The following is a 25,372-nucleotide window of genomic DNA, read 5'->3' as shown; positions in this document are numbered from 1 at the left end:
GCTTCTACCAAAGCGAGGTTTTTTGTGTATTTTTTCAAATCTCGCTCATAATAAAAACGTACAAAAGACCTGAAGGGATGGAATCAAGATGAATGAACAGCATATGAGCGGATCCATGCAGCAATCACTGACTGATTATAAAACCGCAATGGGTGAATTCCAGAAGAAAATGCCGGTGTTTGGAAAGAAATTCAATGAATTTACGGAGCAGTGCTTCCAAAGCGATTCATTAACGCAAAAGGAAAAACAAATGATTGCCCTCGGTATCAGTATTCATGCGCAGGATGAATACTGCATGATTTATCATACAAAAGGAGCGCTCGATCAAGGGGCGACAGAAGAGAATTTGCTGGAGGTTGTCAGCGTGGCGGCAGCTTTTGGCGGCGGGGCAGCACTAAGCCAAGGAATCACTGTCGTTCAGCAATGTATTGATGAATTTGGAGGACAGACGCATTAAGGGAAGCAAAACACGGTATTTTTCCATCTCAGGGAGTTGAACGCTTCTCATCCGATTGTGTGAGAAAATATGCCAGCATAAGGTGTCATATCCCTTTTGAGTGAAGCCGCATACGTTTGCTACAATAAAGCTACACTCAAGGAAGGGAATGGTTTATTATTTGTTCGGACCATAGTACACTGGGATTGGATTATACCGCCGAGATGGAAAAGGCCATGCATCAAGCTCATGGCATGAGCTATGCAGAGTACGAAAGAGACCATGACTTAAGGATGAAAGTGGAATATAAACGAGAGCAGTCCTATCGAGATGAGAAAAGACAGCTCGCAAAAATGAATATACGAGGCTAATAATAGCTGAGGGGCGGGGAGAACAGTTTCCCGCCCTTTCTTTATGAAAACAGTCTTTTCGACATAAATCCTTTTATCTACCTGCTTTTTTTGTTAGAATTTTGAGAGCATCCTCTCACGCTTATCGTGAATGTGTTGTATTCAGTTTTAATTTGTTATAAAATTAGAATGAGAATAAATTGAGAATAATGATTATTTTGGAGGTATCGATATATGACTGCTTCGACATTAACAATTAAGGACTTGCACGTTGAGATTGAAGGGAAAGAAATCTTAAAGGGTGTAAACCTCGAGATAAAAGGTGGAGAATTCCACGCAGTAATGGGACCAAACGGAACAGGTAAATCTACTTTATCTGCTGCCATTATGGGTCACCCAAAATATGAAGTAACAAAAGGCAGCATCTTGCTTGATGGCGAAGATGTCCTTGAAATGGAAGTAGATGAGCGCGCTCAAGCTGGTCTTTTCCTTGCGATGCAATACCCATCTGAAATCAGCGGTGTTACAAATGCTGACTTCCTTCGTTCTGCAATTAACGCACGCAGAGAAGAAGGCGATGAAATCTCTCTTATGAAATTCATCCGCAAAATGGACGAAAACATGGAGTTCCTTGAAATGGACCCAGATATGGCACAGCGCTACCTAAACGAAGGTTTCTCAGGCGGGGAGAAAAAACGCAACGAAATTCTTCAATTAATGATGATTGAACCAAAGATCGCCATCCTTGACGAAATCGATTCTGGTCTTGATATCGATGCCTTGAAAGTTGTTTCTAAAGGAATTAACAAAATGCGCGGCGAAAGCTTCGGCTGCTTAATGATCACTCACTATCAGCGTCTGCTGAACTACATCACACCAGATCACGTTCATGTCATGATGCAAGGTCGTATCGTGAAATCTGGCGGACCAGAACTCGCGCAGCGTCTAGAAGCAGAAGGCTATGACTGGATTAAAAAAGAGTTAGGAATTGAAGACGAAACTGTTGGTCAAGAAGCGTAAGCGTTAGGAGGATTATTGATGACATTAGAAACGAAATTATCAGTAGATCAAGATTATGTCAAAAGCTTCTCCGAGAAGCATCAGGAACCGGCATGGATGAGCTCCCTTCGCTTACAGGCTCTTGAAAAAGCAGAAGACCTCCCAATGCCAAAGCCTGACAAAACGAATATTTCAAAATGGAATTTAACGAATTTCAAACAGCATACAGTCGAAAGTGCGCCATTTGGATCATTAGAAGAGCTTCCAGAAGAAGTGAAATCTCTGATTGATTTAGAGGACACAGATAAGACAGTTTACATTCAGCGTGATCAAACGCCGGCCTATTTGTCTCTTTCAGCTGAAGCGAAAGACAAAGGTGTGATCTTCACTGATCTTCATACAGCGATTCGTGAGCATGGAGATTTAGTGAAACAATACTTCATGACAGATGCAGTGAAAGTGGATGAGCATAAACTAACAGCTTTACATGCTGCTTTAGTGAATGGCGGAGCTTTCCTCTATGTACCGAAAAACGTAGAGCTTGAAGCACCAATTCAAGCTGTTTATCTTCATGAAAATGATGAAACGACTTTGTTCAACCATGTCATCGTCGTAGCAGACGATCATAGTGCTGTGACATATGTAGAAAACTACATCAGTACAGCAAAACCGGAAGAAGCGATCTTCAATATCGTTTCTGAAGTGTTCACAGGCGCTAACGCCCGCGTCACATACGGTGCTGTAGATAACCTTGCAGAAGGAGTCACAGTATATGTAAACAGACGCGGTATGGCAAATGGCCGTGACAGTAAAATCGAATGGGCGCTTGGCCTGATGAATGATGGAGACGTCGTATCTGAAAACATCACAAAACTGATGGGCGACGGTACATTCGGTGATACGAAATCAGTTGTTGTCGGCCGAGGAAACCAAACAGAAAACTTCACAACAAGCATCATCCACTTCGGTAAAAACTCTGAAGGGTATATCTTGAAGCATGGTGTGATGAAGGATCAAGCATCCTCTATCTTTAACGGAATTGGTAAAATCGAGCATGGCGCAACAAAGTCAAATGCAGAGCAGGAATCACGTGTCCTCATGCTGAGTGAGAAAGCACGCGGTGACGCAAACCCAATTCTTTTAATTGATGAAGATGATGTGACAGCAGGGCACGCCGCTTCTGTTGGACGTGTTGATCCAATTCAATTGTACTACCTCATGAGCCGCGGGATTTCCAAAGAAGATGCAGAAAGACTTGTGATTTATGGCTTCTTAAATCCAGTTGTGAAAGAACTGCCGATTGAAGGAGTTAAAAAGCAGCTGATTTCTGTGATTGAAAGGAAAGTAAAATAATGAATATCAAAGACGTTCGTGAGCAATTTCCAATCCTTCATCAGCAAGTGAACGGACATGATTTGGTGTATTTGGACAGTGCAGCGACTTCTCAAAAACCAAGAGTGGTCATTGATGCAATGAATGAGTATTACCGGTCTTACAACTCGAACGTCCACCGGGGTGTTCATACCCTTGGCACAAGAGCAACGGACGCATACGAGGGTGCGAGAGAGAAAGTTCGTGCATTCATCCGTGCTTCATCTGTCCAGGAGATTATTTTTACTAGAGGTACAACAACTGCACTAAACACAGTGGCGATCAGCTATGCTAGAGCCAACCTCAAAGAAGGCGATGAGATTGTCATTACGCATATGGAGCATCATGCGAATATCATCCCTTGGCAGCAAGCAGCAAAAGCAACTGGCGCCACATTGAAATACATTCCGTTACAGGAAGACGGCACGCTATCGCTTGAAGATGTGAAGCAAACGATCACACATCAAACGAAAATTGTCGCAGTCACACATGTCTCAAACGTATTAGGAACCATCAACCCGATTAAAGAGATCGCCAAAATTGCCCACGATCATGGGGCAATCATTGTCGTCGACGGTGCGCAAAGCACCCCGCACATGCAAATTGATGTTCAGGATCTAGATTGTGACTTTTTCGCATTCTCTGGGCATAAAATGTGTGGACCGACTGGCATCGGTGTGCTTTACGGGAAGAAGGACCTTTTGAATAATATGGAGCCTGCTGAGTTTGGCGGTGAAATGATCGACTTTGTGGATCTATATGATTCTACATGGAAAGAGCTGCCGTGGAAATTTGAAGCGGGAACACCGATTATTGCTGGAGCAGTTGGACTAGGAAAAGCAATTGACTTCTTAAATGACATTGGTATGGAGGAAGTCAGCCGTTACGAGCATCAGCTTGCGACTTACGCGCTTGAGCGCTTTAAAGAGCTTGACGGTGCGACTGTTTATGGACCGCAGCACCGAGCTGGGCTTGTGACGTTTAACTTAGACGACGTCCATCCGCATGATGCGTCAACTGTTCTGGATACGGAAGGTGTCGCCATTCGTGCTGGACACCACTGTGCACAGCCGCTCATGAAATGGCTTGGTGTATCAGCGACTGCAAGAGCAAGCTTTTATCTGTATAATACAGAAGAAGAGATTGATCTACTCATTGCAGCGCTCCGTAAGACAAAGGAGTATTTTACGAATGTCTTTTAATGTAAACTTAGATACACTGTACAGACAAGTGATTATGGATCATTATAAAAATCCGAGAAACAAAGGTGTACTAAACGACAGCATTGTCGTCGATATGAACAACCCAACGTGTGGTGACCGCATTCGTCTTACGATGAAAATCGAAGACGAAAAAGTCACGGATGCGAAATTTGAAGGAGAAGGATGCTCGATTTCGATGGCATCTGCCTCTATGATGACGCAGGCGATTAAAGGGAAAGATATTGAAACAGCTTTGAAAATGTCTCAGATTTTCTCCGATATGATGCTAGGAAAAGAATACGACGATTCCATTGATCTTGGTGACATTGAGGCGCTGCAGGGAGTGGCAAAATTCCCTGCCCGCATCAAATGTGCAACATTATCCTGGAAGGCGCTTGAAAAAGGCGCATCTGCCGAAGATAACGGCAAATCATAAGATTGGAGTGAAAATGGATGGCTAAAAAAATGCCAGATGTTGGTGAATATAAATACGGCTTTTCTGATAAAGACGTTTCCATTTTCCGTTCAGAGCGCGGACTGACAAAAGAGATCGTTGAAGAAATTTCTCGTATGAAAGAAGAGCCTCAGTGGATGCTCGACTTCCGTTTGAAATCTCTTGAGCACTTTTACAACATGCCGATGCCACAATGGGGCGGAGATTTAAATGCATTAAACTTTGATGAAATTACGTACTACGTAAAGCCATCAGAGCGCTCTGAGCGTTCTTGGGATGAAGTACCAGAAGAAATCAAACAAACCTTTGATAAGCTTGGTATCCCAGAAGCAGAGCAAAAATATTTAGCTGGTGTATCTGCTCAGTATGAATCTGAAGTTGTGTATCACAACATGAAGCAAGACCTTGAAGATCTAGGAATTGTGTTTAAAGATACAGACAGCGCATTAAAAGAGAACGAAGACATCTTCCGTGAGCACTGGGCAAAAGTCATTCCTCCGACTGACAACAAATTTGCTGCGCTTAACTCGGCTGTATGGTCTGGTGGTTCATTTATCTACGTACCAAAAGGCGTAAAAGTAGATACTCCACTTCAAGCATACTTCCGTATCAACTCTGAAAACATGGGTCAGTTCGAACGTACACTGATCATCGTTGACGAAGGCGCACATGTGCATTACGTAGAAGGCTGTACAGCTCCAGTTTACACAACAAACTCACTTCACAGTGCGGTTGTTGAAATCATCGTCAAAAAAGGCGGCTACTGCCGTTATACAACGATTCAAAACTGGGCAAACAACGTCTTCAACCTTGTGACAAAACGTACAGTATGTGAAGAGAATGCAACAATGGAATGGATTGATGGAAACATCGGTTCTAAGCTGACAATGAAATACCCAGCGGTCATCCTAAAAGGTGAAGGCGCTCGTGGTATGACATTAAGTATTGCCCTAGCAGGTAAAGGTCAGCACCAAGATGCAGGTGCGAAGATGATTCACCTTGCACCAAACACATCTTCAACAATCGTATCGAAATCGATTTCCAAACAAGGCGGTAAAGTAACATACCGCGGAATCGTTCACTTCGGACGCAAAGCAGAGGGTGCACGCTCAAACATCGAGTGTGATACACTCATCATGGATAACAAATCAACATCTGATACGATCCCTTACAATGAAATCTTAAACGACAACATTTCATTAGAGCACGAAGCAAAAGTATCAAAAGTATCAGAAGAGCAGCTATTCTACTTGATGAGCCGCGGAATTTCTGAAGAAGAAGCAACAGAAATGATCGTCATGGGCTTCATCGAGCCATTCACAAAAGAACTGCCAATGGAATACGCCGTTGAAATGAACCGCTTGATTAAATTCGAGATGGAAGGTTCTATTGGTTAATAAAAAACATTGATACACAACGCTTTTTGAAGGCATTTAATTTCGAGTGATACCACTTGTTAATTAAGCCTTCATGGCGTTGTGTTTTTTTATGTGAATGTGGAGAAGTATACAGTGTTCATCATCCTCAACAAAGGTGGCTCTTACTCACATTCATGATGAAACGACAGATGTATTTAATTCGTGAAGCCAGGTCCACCCCTCCAACATCACCATCATTAAAGCCATCATATTTTTCTGTGGAATTAACTTTTTTCTAAACGAACATAAATACTTGCAACATTCAAATTAGTACTGTATAGTTCTAATTATGACAAAGGTAAAATTAATGAATCAAAAACGTGTACTTGAAGTAGCTGCAACATTATTTTTGGAAAAAGGGTTTGCTTATACAAGTATGGACGAATTAGTTCGTGTAAGCAAAGTGTCAAAGTCTAATGTGTATTATCACTTTTCTAATAAGGAGGAATTATTAGAAGGGGTCGTTGATTATTGGATTGACATGTATCAAGCTTCAATAGACGACGTAATTTCTCAGACCCAATTTTCAGTTGAAGATCGTATCCAAATGTTTTTAAAGCAATTATCACAAGGCGTTCAGTCGAGAGAGTATAAGGGCGGCTGTCCATTTATTACTCTTTATATTCAAAGTCCTGCACAGGCCACGCAAATAAAAGAAAAAATAGGTCTTTTTTTCACTGGATTACAAAAGAAAGTTTCTCTATTACTGAAACAAGGTGTAGAGAACGGGGAATTCAGGGATACGATTCAGATTGATGAGGTGGCATCACTTTTTATTACAAATCTTGAAGGAGCGTTATTTATTTCAGAAACATTGAAGAATGCCACGGTCATCACAAAAACAGCAGATCATTTATTTAACTTGCTTCGATAAAGAAGCATTTTTTTTACATCAAATTAGTACTGAATAGTACTACTAAAAAGGAGATTTTATATGAAAACAGTATTTTTAACAGGTGGAACAGGCTTTATTGGAAAGCAATTAGTTGAAGAACTAGTGAAAGAGGATGTGAACATTCTTCTTTTAGTGAGGTCGAAAAGTAAAGCGACACGCATTTTTCAAGAAAGAGGTATTTTAAAAGAATCAGTGATGCACTTTATTGAAGGTGATTTGACGAAAATAGAGTTAGGTCTAAGTGCTGAGGATAAGGAGAGGGTAATGAAAACGGATGTGATGATTCATGCAGGAGGCCCCATGGATATTCAAGCGACCAGTAAAGAGGCAGCTTCTGTCTTTTTAAATGGCGCCAAATATATTGGTGAATTAGCTAAAAATATTCATCAATTGAAGGGCTTGCAGCATTTTATTCATGTTGTCGGTTATATGAGTCCCTTTGATGATGAAAATAGCAAGATTGCAATTGATGTGTTTAAAGAAGGAAATGATTACCTGAAAATAAAGAATCCTTACGAGAGAACAAAATTTTTAGCAGATCTTTATATCCGTCAACAAGCATCAGCTGTCGGTTATCCGCTGTCTGTCATTAATCCGCCAACTGTGGTCGGCAGTAGTAAAACAGGGAGTACAGAACAGATAGCAGGATTAGGTTTGCTTGTAACAAGTATGCGAAGAGGGCTTATGCCAGTGATTCCTGGAGGTAAAGGATATAGGCTGCCACTGATTTCAAACGATGAGTTTGCGAAGTTTATTGTGCAGGTTTTCAGGATGGAGCAGCCGGCTATTCAAACATATACACTTGTTGAAGACAAAGAGCATGATCAGAACATTGCTGAATTATTAAGTGTGATGTCGGAAAGTATGAATATGAGGGCACCAAAAATCTCTGTCCCAATGCCGTTTATGAAAGCAATGATGAAAAGTGGAGTAAGTAAAATAACAAACATTCCTTCTGATGGACTCAATTTTATGACAAAACGAACATTTTCAAATGCTTCAGTGAAAAAAATGATGGGGGAAGATTGGTTTAAGAAGACGAGTGTCATGCACTTTTTCCCTGCTGTAGTAGCTGATCTGGATTATCGCATGATGGATCAACATGGTGAGCACCATCATGTATTTGAACGAACATTATGCGATAACAATACCGTTTACCAATTACAAGGCGAGGGGAAACCATTTATTTTATTACATGGTTTATTGAGTGATGGAGAGGATTTATTTCCTTTAGCACAAGAGCTTCATGAAAAAACGGGTCAACCTGTATGGATCTTGGATCTTCCAGGTTTGGGACGTTCCCCATTTAAACGAGAGAAACATCTTCTAGATATCTATTTGAATGTAGTGAAAAAGTTATTGGAGAAAGCGGCTCATGGTGCACATCTAATCGGCCATTCATTCGGTGCGTTTATTCTATTGAAAGCATTGGGACAAGGGTACATAGATAAGAAATATTCAATCACTTTACTTCAGCTGCCTGTTGCTAAAAAAAATGCTAAATCGCTAAATGTTCCACAATGGATGAACAAATGGTCATTAAAATTAGCAACTCCTAATATGATAGAGCGTTATTTATTAAGTAATGGTTTATTTAAAAGGACGGAGAACATCCCTGAACGTTATATTGAAAAAATCAGAAACAGCTTTACTTCTCCTAGAATTTTAAATACGACGGTTCAGCTTAACCAGTTACTATTGAAAAACGATCACGGTGATTTCAATGAAGCAACAAAGCATAATCTTCATATGATTTGGGGGGAGTATGACAGAGGCTATTCACCTCCATCGCATCTTGGTAAAGTTGATGTTGTTCCATACGGCCATCATTATCCTCTTAGCCATCCGAGTGAAACGGCAGCTTTGGTTATAAAAAATAGTCTTACTAGCAGTTGAGAATGTGGGATAAATAAAGTATGTCGTAATTGAAATGAAATCGCAGTGCTTGTGATCCCGCCGATGCACACCAACTGAAAGATTTTATAGCACCCTAAAACGAAAAAGGTGATTTTTATTAAAAAAAGCACGATTTTTCGTTTTGGGTCTTTTTGATTAAATAGAAATTAATTAGGTGCATAAAACTCCTCTAAGGTTTTCGTCATATCATCAGATGCAGATTGTAAGATCGCATCTTGTTCTAAAATCGCTGTTCCTTGTGCTCGGACAATATGAAATTGATGAAATCCCATCAAGTTTTGAAATATTTCTTTTAGGTAATGATGTGAAAATTCCAGAGGTGTATATCGATCGTTATTTGTGAAAATTGAGCCGCTTGCTTGAAGTAAAAGTACACGATAATCGTCAGTCATCAGACCAACAGAACCATTTTCTGTATATTTGAACGTTTCTCTCGCAATAAAGATATTATCTATATAATCTTTCATTCGTGAAGTCACATTGAAGTTATGAACAGGTGACACGATCACAATTCGATGATGTGCTTTGAATTGAGCCAATAAAGCAGATGAAGCAGCGGCGATTTTTTCCTCGGCAGCCGTTAATGCTTGTTTGGATGCTTGCTTATCCCAAATCCCTAGCAGCTGTTCTTTTTCGATACGAGGAATTTCAGTTCCATATAAATGTAAAATGGTTGGTTCCTCATGAGGAAACCTTTCTTTAAATTGTGTTAAAAATAGTGTTTGCAGTTTGTTTGAATAACTTTCTCGATGAGTGAAATCTGGGTGCGCGTTAATGATTAATGTTTGCATGTACATGCTCCTTTTCTTTTGATAAGCTGAGTATAAATGATAAAGGTGACAAAAGAAGGCACCTTTTTAAGAGGGAAAACAAATGAAAAAATCAGAACGATTAAACCAAGAACTTATTTTTTTAAGCGATAAACACTCTTTTCAGTTAAAGGACTTACAATCCGAATTTGGCATTTCTAAAAGGACGGCTTTAAGAGATATAGAAGAGCTAGAGTCAATGGGCTTAGCTTTTTACGTTGAATCTGGCAGACACGGAGGATATCGACTCGTGAATCAATCTCCATTGGTTCCTATTTATTTCAATATAGAAGAAGTCCAAGCTATTTTTTTCGCTCTTAAAGCTCTTGACCTGGTGTCAGCAACACCATTTAAAAAATCTTACTCACAAATTCGGCAAAAGTTGTTTGCCACAATGTCTGATGAGAGAAAACAAATGATTACGGAGACTTTGGATGTGATTCATTACTATAATGTCGCTCCAGTTAGTGAACAAAATCATTTGGAATTGATTTTACAGGCGATGATGAAAGATCAAATCGTGAAGATGACGTACACTCAATATGAAAATAAATGGATCAGGCTGCAATTTCTTGAGTTATTTTATCGAAATGGGATTTGGTTCACCAAAGCATATGATGTTCAAAATAAAAAGTGGGGCATCTATAGATGTGACTTTATGAAGGACTTGATCATTGAAGAAGAAGGCAGAGGCACCTATACGAAGGAAGAATTAAAAGCAATGCAACTCGAGTACGAAAAAACTTATCATGATATCTCATTTAAATGTCGATTAACGGAACAAGGAAAAGAAAAGTTTTTGAAGCATCATTACCCAAATATGAGATTGGAGATCATTGATCAGATTCCTTATATTATGGGTGGATACAACCAAGAAGAATTATCGTATATGACTCACTATTTGATGTCATTTGGGAAACATGTGAAAATTGAATACCCAGAGGAATTGAAAGAAAGTTATTTGAATCAATTACGAGAAGTGATTGACAAGTATTGAACCAAAAAAAATTAATATACTACATAAAAAGGCGAACCACTAAAGTTCGCCTTTTTCTCACTCTATTTAACTACTATGATGTCAGTTACTTCGCCACATCCATTGTGTTTGTTTTCGGTTGATCATCAACCTTCCCATATGTCAGCTGCCGCCAAATAAATTCCATCGGTCCATACTTAAACCGCTTTAACCATAATGTACTAAAGAGCACGAGGAAGACATAAACCCCGAGTCCAATCATGAACGTGCCAGCAGGCTGAAGATGATCGGCAAGTCCGGCTCCGTATTTCAGAAATAGCATTGTGCCAATGATCGAGTGTAGCAAATAACAGGTCAGTGACATGCGTCCGACTTTGGTAAAGACCATCAAAGCACCTCGCAGCTGAGGGACGTGAAAAAACAGCATCGCAAGTGTACTCATATAGAACATACTGCCTGTTAATCCGCCGTTTTGTTCAAGGGCAGAGGCAATGTTCACCCACAGTGTATTTTCAAAAGGATTGACCGCTGCTATGATCGTACTGCCTTGGGTGATGAGAAAAGCGATGGCAAAAATGATCCAAATGCGATTCCAAATCGTTTTTTTCGCCTCCATGTTTTTGAAAAACTCCATTTTCACAAAATACACACCAAGTAAAAACATGAAAAACATAGAATAGACGGTGGAAAAAGAACTTGAAGCCATTGTCACCATATCTGTCCACCGATCACCAATAGATGCTAAATAAGTCAGACTGTTGTGGCTGATTAATTCAAAATCAGCAAAGTCCGGCTTGCCTGATGATCCTGAACTGACGGTATTGAGCAGCATCGTGAAAATAGGTGTGAGCAATTGAATCACAAAAAGTGTGATGAGCCAGTATAGGATGGTTTTGGCTGTGCGTTTGTAAAAGAAAAGCAATAAAAAGCCAGCGACTGCATAATAGGCCAAAATGTCACCAATCCAAACAAAAGTTAAATGCAGAAGGCCAAATCCTAAGAGAATGGTTAATCTGCGGGCAAACAGTTTGTTGGGACTATCCACCTTCTGAGCAGCTCGATCCATAAAAATCATAAAACCAACGCCGAATAGGAAGGAGAACAACGTAATGAATTTCCCTGAGGCAAACCAATTCACCACATTGTGAAAGACATCATTTGACTGCATGTCAAATCCCTTGGCCGAATCCACGATCAAAAAGTAATTGACTAGAATAATCCCCATTAAGGCGAACCCTCGTACAATGTCCAAGAAATGAACCCGTTCCCGCAGACTCATCGGTTGTCCGTGTGCTACTTTGTTTGCATTCATATCCATGCTCCTTTTCTTGTTATGATAATGTGATTCGGATCAATTCATCGATCCTTACAATGAATCAATATACGGCCCAATTCTTAACAATTTATGAAGATCCAATTTTTTGAAAATAAATGTGACAAATTGATGGCAGATGGCCAAATTCATAAACTGTTAAGGTTTATGCTGTATCTTTTCACATAGCTAGATGATATATAGTAAAGACATAAAAGAAAGAGCAACACATTACATGAGGTGAGAGACATGACCCATCGAATATTAGTCGTAGAAGATGATCAGGATATTGGTGACCTTCTGCAGGAATCCCTTTCACGTGCAGGATATGAGGTGCTAAGAGCGATGAATGGCGAGCAAGCATTGAAGTTTGTGGACGATTCGCTCGATTTGGTGATTTTGGATGTGATGATGCCGGGGCTCTCAGGCATCGAAACGTGCCAGCAGATAAGAGCCTCTTCTAATGTTCCGATTCTATTTCTAACAGCCAAATCAAGTACATTCGATAAAACCGAAGGCTTACTTGCCGGCGGGGATGATTATATGACAAAACCTTTTTCACAAGAGGAGCTTCATGCTAGAGTGATTGCACAATTACGCAGGTATACTGTCTATCAGGAAAAGAAGGAACAGGAAGAGACCTTTCTTGTTGGGGGCAAACTGAAGGTAAGTGAAGAATTTAATGAAGTATGGAAAGAAAACCAGCAAATTAAGCTGTCTGATCTAGAATATCGGATGTTAAAACTGCTTATGAGCAGGCGAAACAAAATCTTTTCAGCCCAAAATATTTATGAAAGCGTGTGGGGACAGCCTTATTTCTATTGTTCCAACAATACGGTGATGGTGCATATTCGAAAGCTGCGTGCCAAAATTGAGGATGATCCTGCGCGTCCTGTATATATCAAAACTGAATGGGGAAGAGGATATCGATTTGGCACATCCACATCGTAAATATACACTGGCCAAAAAGCTTGCACTGCTGATTTTGGCGGCTGCAATTGTGAGTGGTATTGTCTTTTTGACGCTGCAAAAGATCACCAATGATTTGATCGATGGATATTTGAGTTCAGACGAGTATTACGATCAGGAGTCAGCCAAGTACATTCAAAAATTCAGCCGCTATGTGTCTGAGAATGAGCTGTCTTCAACGGATCGAAAAGCGTTTGGCGAGTGGGTGAAAAAAGAGAATTACATTAATTTGACTATCTTCAAGGATGAGGTGCTGCAATATGACTCCATCTATTCGGCTGCGGATGAATCGGTGTACGGAAAAGAAAGGATGACTCAGTACGCTGAGCAACATTCGTATCCGGTTCAGTTTAGCGACGGTAAAGGCCGCGTCATGGTGGACGGGTTCTATTCATCTCGCTACCACGATCTAGCCTTTACACTCGAGCTGCTCGGAGCAACGCTTATTTTTCTCCTCATGGTTCTTCTCGGGATTCGCAAAAGTCTGCGCTACCTGCAAACGATTCACCAAGAGATACATATTCTTGAAGGCGGAGAGCTGGACTATGAGATGACGGTGAAAGGGCATGACGAATTAGCGATGATTGCCAAAAGTATTGAGGATCTTCGTAAAGCTTTTTTGGACAAGCTTCAAGCCATTGATGAGCTGCAAGAAGAGAGCCGCAGCTTGGTCACCGAAATGTCCCATGATATGAGGACACCGCTGACATCGCTGATGATGAATTTGGAGTTTGCGAAAAAAGAGGAGGCTGGAGCGGATACCCGTAAGGATCAATATATAGCAAGTGCTTATGAAAAAGCACTGCAATTGAAAAATCTATCTGATAATCTGTTCGCCTATTTTCTACTTGATAAAGAACATGAACCTGAGCTTGAGACAGTTGCAGTCAAAGAGGTCATTTACGATCTCTTATCAGATCAGGTGGCGATTTTGCAGCAAGAGACATTTAAGGTTCATCTTTTAGGAGAGCTGCCAGACAGCTATATCAATGTGAATGTCGAGGAGCTTGGCCGAGTGTTTGATAATCTGATGTCGAACATACTGAAATACGCTGACCCGAAAAAAGATATCAATCTCACGTTTCTATCCGACCAAGAAATCTTTGAGATCCATATCAGCAATGCGATAAACGAGACAAATGACACCCAGGAAAGCACTGGACTTGGTGAACGAAGCATAAAACGAATGATGTCCCGCATGCACGGGCAGTTTGAAAGGATGGAAAAGAACGGCGTTTACTACATCGTGCTGCGATTCTGGCACATCAAAATATAGGTAGCAAATGAATAACATGGAATGGAGAGACAATCTAATGAAACGATTCAACAACTTCCAAAAGGTACCGGATCTCTTGCAAGGCCTTCTGAATATTTGTCTATTCTTTCTGGCCATTGCTTTAAGCGTCCTCTTAATTAGTGAAACTTGGTATATTGTCCAATTCGTCTACAAGAATTTGCTCAGCAAAGAAGACAGTTATTATGAAATGCTTGGAGAGCTGCTGATCTTCTTTATGTACTTTGAGTTTATTGCCTTAATTATTAAGTACTTTAAATCAAACTTTCATTTTCCACTTCGCTATTTTATTTATATTGGCATCACAGCCGTTATTCGTTTGATTATCATCGATCATAAGGAGGCTGTATCGACGTTCTGGTGGGCGTTGACTATCTTAGCCATGACGGTTGCACTCTTTATCGCTAGTAAACGACATGCGGTTCAGGAGCATGAAGAAGTGAAGTGAGGGAAGAAGACGAACGATGACCGTTCGTCTATTTTTTTATATGTTGATTAATGAAACGCCTTGTGACGTACCTGTAACAAGTGCCTTTATGTGTGATGAAAAACAACATGTTCCTGGCTTATTTACTTTCTGGCATTTACACATATACAATTTTCATAGTGTTTGTTCAGCTAAGGAATTGGAGGAAGAACATGATTAAATTAATTATTACGGATTTAGACGGCACTTTTTTAAATCGCCAAGGATCATTTGATCAAGCTTTATTTCAGAAAATAAAAGCATTAATGGAAGAGAAAAATGTAGCGTTCGCTCCTTGTACGGGAAAGCAGTGTGAACGAGTGGAGGCATTGTTTGGTGAGCATGCAAAGGATTTTTGGATTTTAGGGGATAGCGCAACGCGGATTAAAAAGAATGGACAATTTGTTTATGAATCTTTAATAAAAAATGATCTGGGTTTATCGATCATCCATAAGCTGGAGGAGATAAGTAAAGTGCAGACGATCATTGCATGTACGAAAGATGGTGCAGTGGTCAATGAGCATTTATCTGAGAGTGAAATGAGATTTGTGACGGGCTCTTATACAAATGTCCTCAAGGTTTCAAACTTTGCAGACATACAAGATGACTTTGTGAAAATCACCGTTCATGATCCTGAGGCAAATTGCGTACAGACGAGAGAAATGTTAAGTGAATTCTTTGAACAAGTATATGTTGTCGCTTCAGAAGATACGTGGATTGACATTTCCAATATTGGTGTTCATAAAGGAACCACCGTGAAGCAGCTGCAGAACATTTTGGGGGTAACAGAAGAGGAAACGATGGTATTTGGTGATGGACGTAATGATCTAGAACTGATGGAATCCGCTCAATACAGCTTTGCTGTAAGAAATGCCGTCCAAGAGGTAAAAGATGCTGCGCATTTTATTACGCTCTCAAATGAAGAGAGCGGGGTCATGCATACGATTCAAAAAATCCTAAGCTTGCAGCCTTAACCGCTCTCTGCCAAGAAGACGAACTTGCCCAGTTCGCGAGATGAACACTCAGTCGTTATCTGTCTATTAATGAATGGTTTAGGATCAGAAAGACAATGGATTGGCGTGCAACTAAAAAGGAGTATATGAGTAGCAATAAAGAAACAGTTGTTTATTCATGAATAACTGTTTTTTTTTATTGAGTGACCTATCTTGGTCCAAAAAAAGAGAAGTTGATGGCTACTTTTTTATTGCACCTGAATTCGGCTATCAATCAGACACTGCAAAGGCCAGATTAAATTCCTTTTACGACCGTTCAAGTATGGAAAATTCGTTCTGTCTGCCATGACAAAAGGAAAGCTGATGGGGTATTCTGAAGCCGTACGTTTTCATTATTCAGCATGGGCAGTCGAGCAGGATCCACTTTTATTGACAGCCATCACCGTCAATTTATTACTTGCCTTGACCCCGTCTGCACCTAAAAAACAACTTGCAAAGATAGATCAGCCATATGCGATGTTAGTAGGCAACGAGGATGAACTATTTGATATTGAAAAATTCCCTGCCTATCAAGCTGCCGCATGAAGAGATCAAGCAGCAATCAGTCTATCAAGTGCTGGGTGGCCATACCCATTTGTCAGTTTTACTAGAAGCAGGAAAACAGATTGGCAGGACCATCCAGATGTGGAATCCTTCTATTTAGTATGAACAATTAGTCAATACTCTCCCATTTAATTAAAAATTTACATTGACACCATCCTTTTCTATGATAAAATCATAATGTGATAATGAGAATCGTTATCAAACGATATGACTACATATAGAATGGATAGGTGAGGTACATGTTCAAGAAATCTTTTTGGTCGCTATTAGTTGTGCTCTCCATCGTTTTACTTGCAGCTTGCGGCAGCAACAGCAGTAACGGCAAGTCAGATAGTAAAGAGAAAACAAGAACCGTTGAAAGCGCTATCGGTTCAACTGAAATTAAAGGATCGCCTAAACGTGTGGTGACACTGTACCAAGGAGCAACGGATGCAGCAGTCGCTATGGGCATTAAACCAGTAGGTGTTGTTGAATCATGGCTTGAAGCACCTACGTATAAATATTTAAGAAATGACTTAAAGGATGTTAAAATTGTTGGGCAGGAAACACAGCCAAACTTAGAGGAAATTGAAAAGCTCAAGCCTGATTTGATCATTGCATCGAAAATCCGTCACGAGCAAATTTTTGATCAGCTGAAAGAAATCGCTCCAACTGTTGCAACTGAAACTGTGTTCACATTTAAAGATACAGTGAAGTTGATGGGTGAAGCGTTAAACCAGGAAGACAAATCAAAAGAATTGCTGACGAAGTGGGATGACCGCGTCGCTGATTTCAAAGAAAAAGCGAAAAAAGACATCAAAAACTGGCCAATGAGTGTATCTGTGGTGAACTTCCGTGCAGATCATGCTAGAATCTATCAAACTGGTTTCGCAGGATCCATTTTAACAGAGCTAGGCTTTGAAGGACCTAAGAATGTCAAAGATAAAAAGCAAGACATCATTACACTGACAGACAAAGAGAGCATTCCGCAAATGGATGCAGATGTGATCTATTACTTTATGGATGAAAAGGATAAAGCGGTTGAAAAAGCATATAAAGAGTGGACGAGTCATCCTTTATGGAAGCAGCTTGACGCAGTGAAAGCAAAACAAGTGCATAAAGTTGATGAAATCACTTGGAACATGGGCGGAGGTATTATCGCTGCAAACATGATGCTTGATGATATTTACGATCGTTTAGGAATTGATAAATAAGTCTTAAAAGAGGAGAAAATGTGAATATACCATTTTCTCCTTTTTTCCATAACAGATTGAAAGCGGGAATCAGATGAGAAGTTTAATAAAAAAGGATTCAAGCAAGGCACTGCTTTTTGCTGGATTCATTGTGTTGATGTTGGTCTTTTTTATGCTCAGTATTTCCCTTGGGCAAACCTCAATTTCCCTCAAAGCCACCATCCATGCTTTTCTTCAATTTGATGAATCGGATCCAAACAGTGTCATTGTCATGACATCCAGATTATCAAGAGCTTTAATTGCAACGGTCGTTGGCTCAAGCCTGGCGATTTCAGGTGCACTCATGCAGGCATTGACAAGAAATCCGCTTGCGGCGCCTGATTTATTAGGAATTAATGCAGGTGGACTATTTTTTATCGTGATTTCGATTGTTTTCTTTTCAACAGAGTCGTTAACAAGCTATATGTGGACAGCCTTTCTAGGCGCAGCGATTGCAGGGATGCTCGTTTTTCTATTAGGTTCTATTGGAAGAGATGGATTGACGCCGGTCAAAATAGTCCTTGCAGGTGCGGCGATATCTGCACTGTTTGCGTCTTTTACACAAGGTCTTTTAATCGTGAATGAACAGTCGATTCAAAGCATTTTGTTCTGGATGGCTGGGTCAGTGTCTGGAAGAAGCATTGATATGTTAATCCCTGTTTTGCCTTATATTTTAGGTGCGACTGTAGTGGCGCTGCTTCTTGGACGTTCTATTAATGTTCTTTTGTCGGGAGATGATATTGCCAAAGGACTTGGCCAGCGTACACTGCTGCTGAAAATCACGATGGGTGTCCTCGTTGTCTTTTTAGCAGGTGGTTCCGTCGCTGTTGCTGGTTCAATTGGTTTTGTTGGTTTTCTTGTGCCGCATATTGTGAAAAAGCTCGTCGGGCCTGACCACCGCTGGGTACTGCCGTATTGTGCCGTTGTGGGGGCGTCGCTTTTACTTGCCGCGGATCTGGCGGCTCGTTTTCTGATCATGCCGCAGGAAGTGCCGATTGGTGTCATGACGGCGGTAGCAGGAGCGCCTCTATTTGTTTATCTCGTGCGCAAGGGGTTGAAGACAGGTGGCTAAAACATATACAGTGCGTTCTAAAGGCGGGCGCATTTCATTTCAATTTTCAAAGCGGACGTTTTTGATTTTACTTGTATTGACGGCCATTGCCTTTGGCTTATTTATTCTCAGTCTCAGTATGGGAAGCCGGTTCATTCAGCCGGTCGATGTGCTGCTTCATTTAATCGGTCAGGGAGAGGGGAATTCCTTTGTGTTAAATACACTGAGGATTCCACGAACGCTGCTGGCTGTTTTAGTTGGATCTGCACTTGCGGTATCAGGGCTTATTTTGCAAGGGTTGATCCGCAACCCGCTGGCATCACCTGATATCATTGGAATTACAAGTGGTGCTTCGTTTGGTGCGATTATGTTCATCGTTTTTTGGATGGGCACTGTGCCTATTGCTTATCAATCCTTATGGGCGATTGCAGGTGCTTTTGCGGTATCGAGTCTGATCTATTTGCTTTCATGGAAAAAAGGGGTCAAGCCGATCACACTTGTTCTAATGGGAATTGGGATTTCTGCCATTATGAAGGCATGTGTGACGTTTACGCTTGTTCTTAGTGATACGATGACAACGACCAAGTCTTACATCTGGCTGACGGGGAGCTTATATGGTTCTACGATGAAAGACGTCACTGCGATGCTTCCTTGGGTGATGATCATTTTACCGATTGTCATGGTGTTAGCAAGAACGATGAATGTAAAAGAACTTGGCGATGATCTTGCAACAGGTCTCGGGGTAAAAGTGCAGGCGAAACGATTATTCTTTCTCCTGATGAGTGTGACATTGGCTGGTGTTGCAGTCGCATTTGCAGGCGGCATTGAATTTGTTGGACTCATGGCGCCGCACGTTGCACGGATGATCATTGGACGTTCATTCATAGCGCTTGTCCCAGCATCTGCGCTAGTTGGAAGTATTCTCGTGATGCTGGCTGATCTTGTGGCTAGAACCGCATTTCTACCGTTAGATGTTCCAGCAGGTGTATTTACGGCAGCTATTGGTGCACCGTTCTTTATTTATTTGTTATATCAACAGCGTAATCGATAAACAGAAGATGGGGGTTTTGATATGAGGCCAGAGTGGGTTGAGAGAGAATTACTTGATTTCGGGGTACACATCATAAATGAACCTATGACATCTGATCGCACACTTGCTGCGCTTTTTTCAGAAGCAGCCGTCATACGTTTATTAGAAGCTGAAAAGGAAGCGATGCATGCACCGAATCTTGCGGTAGCAGCTTCTATGTTTTCAAAGCGGTACGCCTACTTAGCCGTCAGTTCCTCTTTATACTTGATGACGCTGTATGACGGTGTCTATCAGTTTCCACCAGCAGCATGTGCATTTAGAGAGGATCGAAAAATTGAAATAGATGAGGCGTCGTGTTCGTTTGTTCCACTAGAAGGAGAGCGGCATGAATGGAGAGAGAAGGTCGTGCGTGCGCTGTTTACGGAGTGTGTCACGCCTCTTTTAGACGTGCTGAACCGCACATCGAAACTCTCTTATCGTATTTTATGGGAAAATGTAGCGGTTCGAATCAACTCTCTTTATCGAAGCATGATGCGGGAAGCGGAAGAGCCTGCGGTGAAGCAGCGCGTGCGGGAGGATTATCTGTATCTGAAGCAGGCGGCTGGAGATGTTTTTGGAGCTCAGCAAAATCCATTTCAGCACAGCCTAAACCTAGACGACAGTTTACTTGAAACATCCAACCGGAAGACCTGCTGTATGTATTATAAGCTAGAGAAAAAATCGGAGAGTCTCGATTATTGTCTTGTTTGTCCGCTTGAAAAAAAGAAAGGCACTGCTTGCTCGTAGCAGTGCCCTTTTTTTATTCCCAAATCTCACTTGCCCATTCAGGGTGATCAATAAAAGGGTTGCGATTGTGCTGATACGTTTGATATATGATCTCATTGCGGTTCCGTTCGATTTGATCGACTGGGTCCTGCTTGTGCCATTTGAGAAGTACAGACATTTTGCCGTGAAGAGGAGAGCTTCCATTATTTACTTTGTCGTTCAATTCTAAATCTGGAAAGCGGTCATCTCCTTCGTAGCGAACCGCCATATAAAAGAGCATTCTTGCAACATCTCCTTTGACCCTGCTGTGAGGTTCGAATGAGTCGCTGTCGTAGAAATTGCCCGGCGCTCCTTTGTATTCATTACCACCCATGTCAAAATCTAAATTTCCGCGTGTGCTGTTCGTTTGCACATCTGCCGCACGAAGGTGGTGGAGATCTGTCCCAGGCCCTTGGCTTGTCCCGAAATTTCCGTGAGACTTGGCCCAGACATGCTCCCGGTTCCACTGGCCCACATTTCCGCCATTCGACTGCTTTGAACGGGAGACACCACTATAAAGCAGCAGCACATTGTTTGGGTTATTGGGGTCTTCATCTGTTTTCTTTAAGGCATCCCACACCTGGCTGTAGGATAGCTGCGTGTGATCATCGATGATATCGTGTAAAGCCTTCTTAAGAGCGGGTCCTGATTTGCCAGAAGCAGATTGGTAATAGGAATCGATTTGACTTGTGGCGGCAGTTTGCGTTTGTTGTGCAGATGTTTCGTTTTGAAGCTGTAACGGGGAAAAGGTGATCGTTTGACTAGGTTCATTCAGATTGAAACCTTGAGCGTTTGCAGCTGGAGGCAGCGGGGCGGCGAATGTGCCGAATATCATGATTCCGGCGGCCACAGTTCCAAATAAAGTTCTTTTCATTCGATTTCCTCCTTGATAGGGAATGTATTCTCTTTATTTCTATCATATTGTCATGAAGAAATAAATGGATTTCTCGTAAATTTTATGTAATGAGTTCGTAGGAAAAGAGATTGCTATTTTAAGAGCATTCCTGTATAAGTGGGCTTATAAGGATGGACAGCAAGGGAGAGGATGGATAAAGTGAAAGAACTGCAAACACCTTCGAGAACGATAATGACACCGGGGCCCGTAGAAGTAGATCCGAGAGTGCTCCGTGTGATGAGCACCCCTATTCTCGGTCAATTTGATCCAGCATTTACAAACATAATGAACGAAACAATGACCTTATTGCGGTCACTTTTTCAAACAGAAAACAAATGGGCTTATCCAATTGACGGTACGTCCCGTTCAGGGCTTGAAGCTGTGCTCGCCAGTGTGATTGAGCCGGGAGATTCGATGCTTGTGCCTGTCTTTGGACGCTTCGGTCACTTGCTCATTGAAATAGGGCAGCGCTACGGTGCTGAGGTACATACTATGGAATGTGAATGGGGGACGGTTTTTGATCCTGCCGACATCATCCAAGAAATAAAGCAGGTCAAGCCTAAAATCGTTGCCATGGTTCATGGTGAAACATCCACCGGACGATTGCAGCCGCTCAAGCAAATCGGTGAAGCATGCCGGGCTCTTGATGCGCTGTTCATTGTAGACGCTGTGGCAACCATTGGCGGTGTCGAGGTAAAAGTGGACGAATGGAAAATAGATGCGGCGATTGGCGGCACGCAGAAATGTTTATCTGTTCCATCAGGCATGTCACCTATTACGTATAATGACCGAGTCGCAGCTGTCATTGAATCGAGAAAGAAAGTAGAAAAAGGCATTGCGACACAGGATGAATTACAAAAACAAATTGACATTTCTCCAATCAAAAGCAATTATTTTGATTTAAGCCAGCTTCAGGATTATTGGAGCCCAAGACGATTAAATCATCATACAGAAGCGACAACGATGCTCTATGCACTGCGAGAAGGGGTTCGTCTTGTGCTGGAAGAAGGGCTGTCTGAACGTTTTCAAAGACACGCGTATCATGAAAAAGCCTTGATGAAAGGTCTTGAAGCGATGGGGCTTGAATTGTTTGGTGATCCAGATTGTAAAATGCCGGTTGTGACCTGTGTTGTCATTCCAAAGGGTATTGACGGAGAAGCGGTCCGTTTCGACCTGCTTCATCATTTTGGAATTGAGATTGCAAGCTCCTTTGGTCCGCTTGCCGGCCGTATATGGAGAATTGGGACAATGGGCTACAGCTGCCGAAAGGAAAATGTGCTGTTTGTGTTAGCGGGGCTGGAAGCGATTCTCATCAAACACGGTGCATCTATCCATTGCGGAGCAGGGCTTCAGGCGGCTCTTTCTATCTATGAACAAGCTGAATAACGAGCTCCAACATACTCGCCATTGGCGGGTATTTTTTATTTGGAAAAGAACACTAATTTTTGAAAAACTAGACTTATAGATGAGGTTATCGCTATACTGGAGAAGTTCTTATCATTTTGTCATCATTTTCATTTATTTGAAGAAAGAGGTTTTTGTATGAAGAAGATGGGAAGATTGTACATTTTGATGCTCAATATTTTTATTGCCATGCTTGGCTTTGGCCTCATTGTACCTGTTATGCCGAGTTATATCGAAGCGTTTGGTGCAACAGGAAAAACACTTGGTTTTCTTGTCGCTGCAACAGGTTTAACACAATTTGCGTTATCGCCGGTTGCCGGGGCACTGACCGATCGATTTGGACGAAGAAAATTGATCATTGCCGGGATTGCGGGTTTTACGATTGCTCAGTTTATTTTTGCTTTTGCTGATCAGCTTTGGATGCTGTTCGTGTCTCGATTTTTAGGCGGTGCTGCCGGAGCTTTGCTTATGCCGGCCATGTTTGCATACATTGCTGATATCACAAGTGAAAAGGACCGAGGGAAAGGAATGGGTCTATTCAGTGCAGCGATGACACTAGGTTTTGTCATTGGGCCGGGCGTAGGCGGCTATTTGGTTGAGTACGGGATCGCATTTCCATTTCTGATTGCCGGTTCCTTTGCTGCTCTTTCTACTTTGTTATCCATCCTCTTCTTACCTGAAACATTAACAAAGGAAAAACAGGAAGAGGCGCGGCTCAACAAGGATATTCATTTCAATCCTTTTGTACAAATGATCGAGGCTCTAAGGACATCTTACGGCTTTTTGTTTATATTGGCCTTTGTCCTCAATTTCGGAATCATTCATTTTGAATCGATTTTCGGCTTATATGTAGACCAAAAACACGGATTTTCACCGAAGGATATTGCGTTTGTGATTACGGTTGCGGGTCTTGCCGGGGTGCTTGTTCAAGGGGCGTTAGTGAATGCCTGTGTGAAACGATTTGGAGAGATGAGAGTCGTCCGTTATGCGCTGTTAGGTGCGGCTTTCATGCTGATCGTCTGCCGTTTTGCGCCGTCCTTTTGGTTGATTTTTACGGGTTCGATTTTATTTTTATCGGCTACGTCATTTGTCCGACCAGCCCTCAATACATTGCTGTCCAAGATGGCAGGCAATCAGCAAGGGGTAGCAGGCGGTCTCAATACATCCTTTATGAGCCTTGCCAATATCGTCGGACCGAGTCTTGCGGGTATATTATTTGATGTAAATATTGAGTATCCTTTTATGTTTGGAACACTGGTGCTTTGCGTAAGCTTCGCTGCATCCATCGTGTGGGGGAAAAAAGTGCAGCATGCTTCGGCAGCTTCTTAAATTTTGCTGATAAAAAACCGATCAGGACGAATTGATCGGTTTTTTTATGATGGGCATCATCTCTCATATTTCACGACAGGAGATTTTTCTTTATGAAGCGCACGAATCATCGCTTCATCTACGTGTAAATGCTCTTTCACTAATTGAGGCGGGGTTAAGGCCATCCACTGATTCAACGAAATATCTGCAAACCGGTCACTTTTAAAAATCTCTAAAAACCAAAGGCTCGTTTGGCCGATATTTTGGATGTAATGTCCCATACCAAAAGGAACATATCCAACATCACCTGCTCTGTAATTAAAGGTGCGGGCAGTACCTCCTGCTCCAAAGACCGTCATTTTAGCTGTACCTGTTAAATAGTATTGCCACTCATCATTATTAGGGTGCCAGTGCATTTCTCTCATGCCGCCAGGTTTTACTTCAACAAGTGCAGCCGCAATCGTTTTTGAAATTGGGAAATTCCGTGAATCGACAATTCGGACGGTTCCGCCAGATGTCGTTATCGGGTTTTGACGAAGGAGCTGGTGCGTAAATGGTGGCTTAATGCTCCCGTATGGATCAGATACCATTTGGCTTTCTAAGGATGACGGCGGCGAGCCTTGAAACATATAGCGCTGCTTATTCGGAATATGGTCAAACAATTTCCTCGGAACACCAAAATTGGCGGAGAGAATCTCTTTCGGTGTATGGGCAAACCAGTCTGTGATCGTGAATGTATCAAATTCAGAAAAATCGCCATCATCAAATACAAGAAGGAACTCACAACCATCCTCAAGTCCTTGAATAGAGTGCGGGATACCAGGTGGAAAATACCACAAATCGCCTTCTTCTAGATCAGCAATCATATTTCGCCCTTCGGCATCTACAGATGTGATGCGGGCTTTGCCTAAAATCATATACGCCCATTCCGCCTGCTTATGCCAATGAAGCTCACGAACACCTCCGCGTGTGAGCCGCATGTTGACACCTGCAATCGTGGTTGAAACAGGCAGTTCCCGCTTTGTAATTTCCCTAGACCAGCCGCCGTGATTCAAATGCATGTGTGTATCAGAAAATGAAAATTTTAAATTTGGGATGGTCCCGGCATCGGTTTTAGGGGGAACGAGCATATCTGGGTTCTCTATATCTCGAAGGACATCGCGCGGTCCTAAGTCGGTGGCACCCGCGCCGTCCTTTCGAATGGGCTGCGGGATGTGACGGAGCTCATCATCCATTTGTCATCCC

Annotated in this window: 26 protein-coding genes; 22 read left to right on the top strand and 4 right to left on the bottom strand. The window is 41.8% G+C overall.

The genetic code is table 11. The annotated features are described in order from the left end of the window. The first annotated feature begins 88 nt into the window (after positions 1 to 88). The 9 genes from NSU11_RS15850 (at position 89) to NSU11_RS15810 (ending at position 9,021) form a co-directional block, all read left to right on the top strand. Positions 89 to 457, top strand: coding sequence for a carboxymuconolactone decarboxylase family protein (locus tag NSU11_RS15850; RefSeq protein ID WP_003212803.1), 369 nt, complete (start codon positions 89 to 91; stop codon positions 455 to 457). Between the two features lie 215 nt (positions 458 to 672). Then, positions 673 to 807 (top strand): hypothetical protein, encoded by a 135-nt coding sequence (locus NSU11_RS15845; protein WP_254965641.1) that lies wholly within the window; start codon positions 673 to 675, stop codon positions 805 to 807. A 213-nt stretch (positions 808 to 1,020) separates the two neighbouring features. Further along, a complete protein-coding gene (gene sufC, locus NSU11_RS15840; protein WP_007500355.1) occupies positions 1,021 to 1,806 on the top strand; it encodes a Fe-S cluster assembly ATPase SufC in 786 nt (261 codons plus the stop codon). Positions 1,807 to 1,824: 18 nt separating this feature from the next. Beyond that, a complete protein-coding gene (gene sufD / locus NSU11_RS15835; protein ID WP_024423399.1) occupies positions 1,825 to 3,138 on the top strand; it encodes a Fe-S cluster assembly protein SufD in 1,314 nt (437 codons plus the stop codon). Further along, a complete protein-coding gene (locus NSU11_RS15830) occupies positions 3,138 to 4,358 on the top strand; it encodes a cysteine desulfurase (protein ID WP_041107713.1) in 1,221 nt (406 codons plus the stop codon). The genes sufD and NSU11_RS15830 overlap by 1 nt, the downstream gene beginning before the upstream one ends. Then, positions 4,348 to 4,794: a Fe-S cluster assembly sulfur transfer protein SufU gene (gene sufU, locus NSU11_RS15825; RefSeq protein ID WP_012011181.1), complete on the top strand. Its 447-nt coding sequence runs from the start codon at positions 4,348 to 4,350 to the stop codon at positions 4,792 to 4,794. Before NSU11_RS15830 ends, sufU begins: the two co-directional genes overlap by 11 nt. Positions 4,795 to 4,811: 17 nt before the next feature. Continuing rightward, the gene (gene sufB, locus NSU11_RS15820; RefSeq protein WP_007500362.1) at positions 4,812 to 6,209 is read left to right on the top strand and encodes a Fe-S cluster assembly protein SufB; all 1,398 of its coding nucleotides are present in this window, start codon (positions 4,812 to 4,814) and stop codon (positions 6,207 to 6,209) included. A 328-nt stretch (positions 6,210 to 6,537) separates the two neighbouring features. Further along, positions 6,538 to 7,104, top strand: a complete 567-nt coding sequence (locus tag NSU11_RS15815) for a TetR/AcrR family transcriptional regulator (RefSeq protein WP_342493669.1) — start codon at positions 6,538 to 6,540, stop codon at positions 7,102 to 7,104. Positions 7,105 to 7,164: 60 nt separating this feature from the next. Further along, positions 7,165 to 9,021: an alpha/beta fold hydrolase gene (locus NSU11_RS15810; protein WP_342493668.1), complete on the top strand. Its 1,857-nt coding sequence runs from the start codon at positions 7,165 to 7,167 to the stop codon at positions 9,019 to 9,021. A 167-nt stretch (positions 9,022 to 9,188) separates the two neighbouring features. Here the strand turns inward: NSU11_RS15810 and NSU11_RS15805 are convergent, their stop codons facing one another. Then, positions 9,189 to 9,833, bottom strand: coding sequence for an NAD(P)H-dependent oxidoreductase (locus tag NSU11_RS15805; protein WP_103131589.1), 645 nt, complete (start codon positions 9,831 to 9,833; stop codon positions 9,189 to 9,191). 82 nt (positions 9,834 to 9,915) lie between these two features. Between NSU11_RS15805 and NSU11_RS15800 the strand changes: the two genes are divergently transcribed. Continuing rightward, positions 9,916 to 10,848, top strand: a complete 933-nt coding sequence (locus tag NSU11_RS15800; protein WP_342493667.1) for a WYL domain-containing protein — start codon at positions 9,916 to 9,918, stop codon at positions 10,846 to 10,848. A gap of 85 nt (positions 10,849 to 10,933) precedes the next feature. Here NSU11_RS15800 and NSU11_RS15795 read toward each other — a convergent pair whose 3' ends face one another. Continuing rightward, positions 10,934 to 12,139: a DUF418 domain-containing protein gene (locus NSU11_RS15795; RefSeq protein WP_342493666.1), complete on the bottom strand. Its 1,206-nt coding sequence runs from the start codon at positions 12,137 to 12,139 to the stop codon at positions 10,934 to 10,936. Between the two features lie 249 nt (positions 12,140 to 12,388). Between NSU11_RS15795 and NSU11_RS15790 the strand changes: the two genes are divergently transcribed. From NSU11_RS15790 to NSU11_RS15745, 10 genes are all read left to right on the top strand, one after another. Further along, positions 12,389 to 13,090, top strand: a complete 702-nt coding sequence (locus NSU11_RS15790) for a response regulator transcription factor (RefSeq protein WP_025094146.1) — start codon at positions 12,389 to 12,391, stop codon at positions 13,088 to 13,090. After that, entirely contained in the window at positions 13,071 to 14,384 is a 1,314-nt protein-coding gene (locus NSU11_RS15785; protein WP_197202680.1) for a HAMP domain-containing sensor histidine kinase, read from the top strand. Before NSU11_RS15790 ends, NSU11_RS15785 begins: the two co-directional genes overlap by 20 nt. 37 nt (positions 14,385 to 14,421) lie before the next feature. Then, a complete protein-coding gene (gene psiE, locus NSU11_RS15780) occupies positions 14,422 to 14,850 on the top strand; it encodes a phosphate-starvation-inducible protein PsiE (RefSeq protein ID WP_024423385.1) in 429 nt (142 codons plus the stop codon). A gap of 191 nt (positions 14,851 to 15,041) precedes the next feature. Next, positions 15,042 to 15,842, top strand: coding sequence for an HAD family hydrolase (locus NSU11_RS15775; protein ID WP_034623831.1), 801 nt, complete (start codon positions 15,042 to 15,044; stop codon positions 15,840 to 15,842). Between the two features lie 342 nt (positions 15,843 to 16,184). Continuing rightward, a complete protein-coding gene (locus NSU11_RS15770) occupies positions 16,185 to 16,406 on the top strand; it encodes a hypothetical protein (RefSeq protein WP_249366029.1) in 222 nt (73 codons plus the stop codon). Continuing rightward, a complete protein-coding gene (locus NSU11_RS15765; protein WP_225315508.1) occupies positions 16,366 to 16,524 on the top strand; it encodes a hypothetical protein in 159 nt (52 codons plus the stop codon). The genes NSU11_RS15770 and NSU11_RS15765 overlap by 41 nt, the downstream gene beginning before the upstream one ends. A 139-nt stretch (positions 16,525 to 16,663) precedes the next feature. Then, positions 16,664 to 17,617, top strand: a complete 954-nt coding sequence (locus tag NSU11_RS15760) for an iron-siderophore ABC transporter substrate-binding protein (RefSeq protein WP_024423382.1) — start codon at positions 16,664 to 16,666, stop codon at positions 17,615 to 17,617. Positions 17,618 to 17,690: 73 nt separating this feature from the next. Further along, on the top strand, positions 17,691 to 18,707 hold the full coding sequence (locus NSU11_RS15755; protein ID WP_024423381.1) for an iron ABC transporter permease: 1,017 nt from the start codon (positions 17,691 to 17,693) through the stop codon (positions 18,705 to 18,707). Beyond that, a complete protein-coding gene (locus NSU11_RS15750; protein ID WP_024423380.1) occupies positions 18,700 to 19,737 on the top strand; it encodes an iron ABC transporter permease in 1,038 nt (345 codons plus the stop codon). The genes NSU11_RS15755 and NSU11_RS15750 overlap by 8 nt, the downstream gene beginning before the upstream one ends. Before the next feature lie 21 nt (positions 19,738 to 19,758). Continuing rightward, positions 19,759 to 20,502, top strand: a complete 744-nt coding sequence (locus NSU11_RS15745) for an IucA/IucC family C-terminal-domain containing protein (RefSeq protein ID WP_185853818.1) — start codon at positions 19,759 to 19,761, stop codon at positions 20,500 to 20,502. Between the two features lie 13 nt (positions 20,503 to 20,515). Here the strand turns inward: NSU11_RS15745 and NSU11_RS15740 are convergent, their stop codons facing one another. Then, positions 20,516 to 21,394 (bottom strand): endonuclease, encoded by an 879-nt coding sequence (locus NSU11_RS15740; protein WP_342493665.1) that lies wholly within the window; start codon positions 21,392 to 21,394, stop codon positions 20,516 to 20,518. A 171-nt stretch (positions 21,395 to 21,565) separates the two neighbouring features. Between NSU11_RS15740 and NSU11_RS15735 the strand changes: the two genes are divergently transcribed. Continuing rightward, positions 21,566 to 22,801 (top strand): alanine--glyoxylate aminotransferase family protein, encoded by a 1,236-nt coding sequence (locus NSU11_RS15735; RefSeq protein WP_342493664.1) that lies wholly within the window; start codon positions 21,566 to 21,568, stop codon positions 22,799 to 22,801. A 156-nt stretch (positions 22,802 to 22,957) separates the two neighbouring features. Further along, positions 22,958 to 24,148: an MFS transporter gene (locus NSU11_RS15730; protein ID WP_342493663.1), complete on the top strand. Its 1,191-nt coding sequence runs from the start codon at positions 22,958 to 22,960 to the stop codon at positions 24,146 to 24,148. A gap of 56 nt (positions 24,149 to 24,204) precedes the next feature. Here the strand turns inward: NSU11_RS15730 and NSU11_RS15725 are convergent, their stop codons facing one another. After that, positions 24,205 to 25,362, bottom strand: coding sequence for an oxalate decarboxylase family bicupin (locus tag NSU11_RS15725; protein ID WP_044331228.1), 1,158 nt, complete (start codon positions 25,360 to 25,362; stop codon positions 24,205 to 24,207). Between the last annotated feature and the right edge of the window lie 10 nt (positions 25,363 to 25,372).

Origin of the sequence: Bacillus sp. FSL R5-0712, from assembly GCF_038593285.1 — a bacterium.
Classification (GTDB): Bacteria; Bacillota; Bacilli; order Bacillales; family Bacillaceae; genus Bacillus; species Bacillus safensis.
This window is presented reverse-complemented; position numbering and strand designations above follow the sequence as displayed.

Excerpts from the sequence above, each read along its gene's own strand:
- NSU11_RS15735 (WP_342493664.1), top strand. The coding sequence starts at position 21,566 with ATGGATAAAGTGAAAGAACTGCAAACACCTTCGAGAACGATAATGACA.
- NSU11_RS15745 (WP_185853818.1), top strand. The coding sequence starts at position 19,759 with ATGAGGCCAGAGTGGGTTGAGAGAGAATTACTTGATTTCGGGGTACAC.
- NSU11_RS15740 (WP_342493665.1), bottom strand. The coding sequence starts at position 21,394 with ATGAAAAGAACTTTATTTGGAACTGTGGCCGCCGGAATCATGATATTC.
- NSU11_RS15845 (WP_254965641.1), top strand. The coding sequence starts at position 673 with ATGCATCAAGCTCATGGCATGAGCTATGCAGAGTACGAAAGAGACCAT.
- NSU11_RS15725 (WP_044331228.1), bottom strand. The coding sequence starts at position 25,362 with ATGGATGATGAGCTCCGTCACATCCCGCAGCCCATTCGAAAGGACGGC.
- NSU11_RS15770 (WP_249366029.1), top strand. The coding sequence starts at position 16,185 with ATGGGGTATTCTGAAGCCGTACGTTTTCATTATTCAGCATGGGCAGTC.
- psiE (WP_024423385.1), top strand. The coding sequence starts at position 14,422 with ATGAAACGATTCAACAACTTCCAAAAGGTACCGGATCTCTTGCAAGGC.
- NSU11_RS15850 (WP_003212803.1), top strand. The coding sequence starts at position 89 with ATGAATGAACAGCATATGAGCGGATCCATGCAGCAATCACTGACTGAT.
- NSU11_RS15800 (WP_342493667.1), top strand. The coding sequence starts at position 9,916 with ATGAAAAAATCAGAACGATTAAACCAAGAACTTATTTTTTTAAGCGAT.
- sufB (WP_007500362.1), top strand. The coding sequence starts at position 4,812 with ATGGCTAAAAAAATGCCAGATGTTGGTGAATATAAATACGGCTTTTCT.
- sufD (WP_024423399.1), top strand. The coding sequence starts at position 1,825 with ATGACATTAGAAACGAAATTATCAGTAGATCAAGATTATGTCAAAAGC.
- NSU11_RS15815 (WP_342493669.1), top strand. The coding sequence starts at position 6,538 with ATGAATCAAAAACGTGTACTTGAAGTAGCTGCAACATTATTTTTGGAA.
- sufC (WP_007500355.1), top strand. The coding sequence starts at position 1,021 with ATGACTGCTTCGACATTAACAATTAAGGACTTGCACGTTGAGATTGAA.
- NSU11_RS15760 (WP_024423382.1), top strand. The coding sequence starts at position 16,664 with ATGTTCAAGAAATCTTTTTGGTCGCTATTAGTTGTGCTCTCCATCGTT.
- NSU11_RS15755 (WP_024423381.1), top strand. The coding sequence starts at position 17,691 with ATGAGAAGTTTAATAAAAAAGGATTCAAGCAAGGCACTGCTTTTTGCT.
- NSU11_RS15805 (WP_103131589.1), bottom strand. The coding sequence starts at position 9,833 with ATGCAAACATTAATCATTAACGCGCACCCAGATTTCACTCATCGAGAA.
- NSU11_RS15730 (WP_342493663.1), top strand. The coding sequence starts at position 22,958 with ATGAAGAAGATGGGAAGATTGTACATTTTGATGCTCAATATTTTTATT.
- NSU11_RS15775 (WP_034623831.1), top strand. The coding sequence starts at position 15,042 with ATGATTAAATTAATTATTACGGATTTAGACGGCACTTTTTTAAATCGC.
- NSU11_RS15810 (WP_342493668.1), top strand. The coding sequence starts at position 7,165 with ATGAAAACAGTATTTTTAACAGGTGGAACAGGCTTTATTGGAAAGCAA.
- NSU11_RS15790 (WP_025094146.1), top strand. The coding sequence starts at position 12,389 with ATGACCCATCGAATATTAGTCGTAGAAGATGATCAGGATATTGGTGAC.
- NSU11_RS15830 (WP_041107713.1), top strand. The coding sequence starts at position 3,138 with ATGAATATCAAAGACGTTCGTGAGCAATTTCCAATCCTTCATCAGCAA.
- sufU (WP_012011181.1), top strand. The coding sequence starts at position 4,348 with ATGTCTTTTAATGTAAACTTAGATACACTGTACAGACAAGTGATTATG.
- NSU11_RS15795 (WP_342493666.1), bottom strand. The coding sequence starts at position 12,139 with ATGAATGCAAACAAAGTAGCACACGGACAACCGATGAGTCTGCGGGAA.